Below are 3,789 nucleotides of genomic sequence, written 5' to 3' on the forward strand. Positions count from 1 at the left end.
AGTGCTGGCCAAGCAGTATCACGGCTGCCTGCAGATCGGTACGCCGCCGCTGCTCTCGGATGACGAGGTCGACAGCATTCTGAAGCGCTGGGGCCAATACGGCCTGCGCGACAGCGACCGCGCTCCCAAGACCTCCAACTAACACCAATCAACACTGCGTAAGGCTTGCTCCATGGCCCATCCCCACGACGTCAGCGTCTGCGGCACCTACATCCTCGACATTCTCGGCGTGCCGGTGACCGAGATCCCGGCCGGCGGCGGCCGCGCGCTGATCGATGAAATCCGTCTCACTGTCGCCGGCACCGCCGGTGGCACGGTGGTGCCGTGCGCCCGGCTCGGCCTGAAAGCCCTCGCAGTCGGCGCGGTCGGCACCGACGAGAAGGCCGATTGGGTGCTGAACGCGATGGAGCGCGAGGGCATCGACATCTCGGTGATGGAGAAGATCGCCGGCGCGCCGACCTCCGCGACGATCCTGCCGATCCGGCCCGACGGCTCGCGCCCGGTGCTGCACGCGCGCGGCGCTTCGGCGCGCTGGAAGATTTCGCCGGAAGCCCAGAAGGTCGCCTGCAGCAGCAAGGTGCTGCATCTCGGCGGCGTCGGATCGCTGCTGGCGATGGACGGCGAACCGACGGTGTCGCTGCTGCGCGATGCCAAGGCAGCCGGCTGCGTCACGACGGTCGATCTGATTCAGGCGCGCGGCGAAACGCTGCCGCTGCTCGAGCCGCTGATGCCCTACACCGACTTCTTCATGCCGAGCATCGACGAAACCCACGCGCTGATCGGCAGCGACGATCCGGCGACCTGCGCGCGCTACTTCATCGGCAAGGGCGCCCGCGCCTGCGCGATCTCGCTCGGCGAGCACGGCTCGTTCGTGATGACGCGCGACGGCCGGCAGTTCACCGTGCCGGCATTCGACATCACCGTGCGTGACACCTCGGGCTGCGGCGATTCCTACACCGGCGGCTTCATCGCCGGCCTGGTGCGCGACTGGGATCTCCAGGACTGCGCCCGGCTGGCGACAGCCACGGCCGCCATCGTCGCCACCGGTCTCGGCTCCGGCGCCAACCTGGTGTCGTTCGAGGAGACGGCGAAGGCGATGAATACGTTGCCGGTGCGCGCCGCACGCGCCTGATCCCATCACGACTCATCTTTCGATCGGAACATTTCGAGGATCATTCATGACCAGACATGCCATCGTCACCGGAGCCAGCCGCGGCATCGGGCGCGCCATCGCGCTCGGCCTTGCTCAGCGCGGCTACGACCTCGCTCTCACCGACATCGCCGCGCAGGAAGGCGTGCTGCGTGAGACCGTCGAGGAAGTGAAGCGGCTCCGCCGCAAGTGCATTCCGATCCTCGCCGACGTCAGCAAGATCGAGGATTGCCAACGCTCGGTGACCGAGGCGGTCGCTGGGCTCGGCCACGTCGATGTGCTCGTCAACAATGCCGGCATCCTGCGGCTGGCGATGATCGACGAGACCACGCCCGAGCATTGGGATCAGACCTTCGCGGTGAACGTCCGCGGCGTTTTCCAGATGACCCAGGCAGTCATCGTCCACATGAAGGAGCGGCGTTACGGCCGCATCGTCAATATCGCGTCGCTGGCCGCCCGCACCGGCGGTCCCGGGCAGTCGCACTACGCGGCGTCGAAGTCGGCCGTGGTCGGCTTCACCCGCGTCTCCTCGATGGAGTTCGGCGGCCACGGCATCACCGTGAACGCGGTGTGCCCCGGCATCATCCTGACCGAAATGGGCCGCAACAACCTGCGCGATCCGGAGCGGGTCACGTATTTCGAGAAGATCACCGACCTGCATCGGCTCGGCGAGCCCGAAGACGTCGTCGGCCCGGTTGCGTTCTTCGCGTCGGACGATTCGGCGTTCGTCACCGGCCAGGCGCTCAATGTCGATGGCGGCATCTTCTACAGCTAATCTCGTAACGCGCACCAAAAGGGAGAGATGCATTGGCCACGTTCAAGGCTGTCCGGATCGACAAGGCGGACAAAGGGACCAGCGCTGCGCTGACGCAATTCGACGAAGCCGAGCTGATGGACGGCGACGTCACCGTCCGGGTCGAATGGTCGACGCTGAACTACAAGGATGGCCTCGCGCTGACCGGGAAATCGCCGGTGGTGCGGCGCTTCCCGATGATCGCCGGCATCGACTTCGCCGGCACCGTCGAGAGCTCGAGCAATCCGGACTGGAAGCCGGGCGACAACGTGATCGCCAACGGCTGGGGCATGGGCGAGACCCATCTCGGCGCTTATGCGGAGAAGGCGCGCGTCAAGGGCGACTGGCTGGTACGCCTGCCCGACGGCATGACGGCGCGGCAGGCGATGGCGATCGGCACTGCCGGCTACACTGCGATGCTCTCGGTGCTGGCGCTGGAGAACCATGGCTTGAAGCCTGCCGACGGACCGATGATCGTCACCGGTGCCGCCGGTGGCGTCGGCTCGGTCGCGATCGCGCTGTTATCGAAGCTCGGCTATCACGTCATCGCCTCGACCGGCCGGATGTCGGAAGAGGGCTATCTGAAAGGCCTCGGCGCCGCTGAGATCATCGACCGCAACGAACTCTCAGCGCCGGCAAAGCCGCTCGCCAAGGAACGTTGGGTCGGCGGCGTCGACAGCGTCGGATCGACCACGCTGGCGAACCTGCTGGCGATGACCAAGTATCGCGGCGCGATCGCGGCCTGCGGTCTCGCCGGCGGCATGGACCTGCCATCGTCGGTCGCGCCGTTCATTCTGCGCGGTGTCTCGCTGCTCGGCATCGATTCGGTAATGTGCCCGATCGAGCTGCGCAAGCAGGCCTGGGCCCGACTGGCGACCGACCTCGATGCCGGCAAGCTGTCCGAGATGACGCAGGAGGTTTCGCTCGATCAGGTAATCGACGCGGGCACCAAGCTGCTCGCCGGCCAGGTCCGCGGCCGCACGGTCGTGAAGATCGGCTGATATCGCGCTGATCGGATCGACGACATTGTGCCCGCGCTTCGGCGCGGGCATTTTCGTTTTGGGAGGATCGAACGAGATGCTGATCAGGCCCGCAACGACCGCCGACTTTGACGCGCTCAGAGCGATCGAACTCGCCGCATTCGAAACGCTGCGCGCTGCGGGCGCCATCAGCGGCGTCCCATCGGCAAGCTCGGATCAGCAGCTGCAGCGCTATCTCGACCATGGACTTCTTGAGGTCGCCTGCGATCACGGTGGCGATCCGATCGGATTCTGCGGTGGCTATATCGCAGAACGTCTTCTGCACATCGGCGAGATGGATGTGCATCCGAACTCACAACAGCAAGGAGTTGGCCGAGCCTTGCTGACCGCGTCACTCGATAAGGCGCGCGCGCAGAGGCTGGATGGCGCCACACTCACGACCGATCGGCTCGCGCCCTTCAACGCGCCGTTCTACGCAGGCATCGGGTTTCGGGCGCTTGCCGATGGTGAGCTTCCGGCGCGACTGCGCGAGATCCTCGATGAGGAGGCCAAGATCGGTCTCGATCCGGCTCGCCGAGTCGCGATGATGCTCCGGTTCTGACGCGACTCTCTGGCCCTACGCAGAGATACGTCGACGGGCGCCTTCGAACGGCGATGCAGCGGAAGTATCTCGTGGATGTCGATCGGAGAGAATGCGCGGAAGGGCCGGACTTGTTGGTGCCAGCGCATCTGTACCCCGAACGCAAAACGCCGCCTCTTTTGGAGGCGGCGTGTTTTGTTTGGGGGACATCGTGTTTTGAGGATCTCTTGTACTTTGCAGGCCTGGCGGCGACCTACTCTCCCGCGTCTTGAGACGGAGTACCATT

At 65.6% G+C, this 3,789-nt stretch carries 4 protein-coding genes and 1 pseudogene; all 5 read left to right on the forward strand.

The genetic code is table 11. The features are described from left to right. Positions 1 to 142: pseudogene (locus DYI24_RS28670) on the forward strand (class II aldolase); the annotation flags it as partial. Between the two features lie 30 nt (positions 143 to 172). After that, complete coding sequence (locus DYI24_RS22915) at positions 173 to 1,132, forward strand: sugar kinase (RefSeq protein ID WP_164573965.1); 960 nt, start codon at positions 173 to 175, stop codon at positions 1,130 to 1,132. Positions 1,133 to 1,178: 46 nt separating this feature from the next. After that, positions 1,179 to 1,925: an SDR family NAD(P)-dependent oxidoreductase gene (locus tag DYI24_RS22920; protein WP_164573966.1), complete on the forward strand. Its 747-nt coding sequence runs from the start codon at positions 1,179 to 1,181 to the stop codon at positions 1,923 to 1,925. A 32-nt stretch (positions 1,926 to 1,957) separates the two neighbouring features. Further along, complete coding sequence (gene acuI / locus DYI24_RS22925; protein ID WP_164573967.1) at positions 1,958 to 2,944, forward strand: acrylyl-CoA reductase (NADPH); 987 nt, start codon at positions 1,958 to 1,960, stop codon at positions 2,942 to 2,944. Between the two features lie 76 nt (positions 2,945 to 3,020). Next, positions 3,021 to 3,524 carry a GNAT family N-acetyltransferase gene (locus DYI24_RS22930; protein ID WP_164573968.1) on the forward strand — a complete coding sequence of 168 codons (504 nt, stop codon included), beginning with the start codon at positions 3,021 to 3,023 and terminating at the stop codon, positions 3,522 to 3,524. The last annotated feature ends 265 nt before the right edge of the window (positions 3,525 to 3,789 follow it).

The sequence above is a fragment of the Rhodopseudomonas sp. BR0C11 genome (assembly GCF_010820945.1).
Taxonomy (GTDB): domain Bacteria; phylum Pseudomonadota; class Alphaproteobacteria; order Rhizobiales; family Xanthobacteraceae; genus Rhodopseudomonas; species Rhodopseudomonas palustris_H.